We start from the raw sequence: 804 nt of genomic DNA, 5'->3' as shown, positions 1-804 counted from the left end.
ACAATCTACACCTAACGGTGATTTTCCAACAGTGCGTATAGCCAATCCGGAAGAAGCAGATACGTTTGATTTAAGTAAACAATTAGCTGAGAAAGAACAGGCGCAACTCATTATCGCAACTGATCCAGATGCCGACAGAATCGGTATTGTTGAACGTTATGAAGATGGAACAACAAGATATTTCAATGGTAATGAGATTGGACTATTACTCATTAAACTAAGACATGCGCAATTAACAAGCGATGCACATAAATACATGATTAAATCTGTTGTAACAGGTGCTTTAAGTGAAAAATTAGCACAATCATTGAACATTGAAGTAATTAATGTGTTAACAGGTTTCAAATACATCTCAGAACAATTAAAGCAATTAGAAGAAAAACAATCACAACTAGTTATAGCTTTCGAAGAAAGCCATGGCTATTTAGTAGAAGACTTCTCAAGAGATAAAGATGCGATACAAACAGCAGCACTATTGATTAAATATAAAGAACAACTGGCACAAGAAAACAAGACATTCAAAGACGTATTAGATAATATTTATCAAGAACTAGGTCAGTATAAAGATAAGACACTCTCACCAGCATTTGAAGGTGCAGAAGGACGAGAAAAAATCCAACAAATTATGAATGACTTTAAACAGCTAGAAACAATTGAGTTAGAGAATCTAACACCACTGTTTATAGAAAATTATATTACAAAAGAATCACTTAATGTTAAAACAGGTAAGACACAAACCATTCACTTACCACAAACAGATCTCATTAAGTTCATATTTGAAGAAGGATTTATAGCAGTCCGACC

The 804-nt window shown here is 33.6% G+C and carries 1 pseudogene; it reads left to right on the top strand.

Features of this window, described 5'->3' with window-relative positions:
• Positions 1-804 (top strand): annotated as a pseudogene (locus ACJTHF_RS14000) (phosphoglucomutase); the annotation flags it as partial.

Source organism: Mammaliicoccus sp. RAM2 (assembly GCF_045897195.1).
Taxonomy (GTDB): domain Bacteria; phylum Bacillota; class Bacilli; order Staphylococcales; family Staphylococcaceae; genus Mammaliicoccus; species Mammaliicoccus sciuri.
This window is presented reverse-complemented; position numbering and strand designations above follow the sequence as displayed.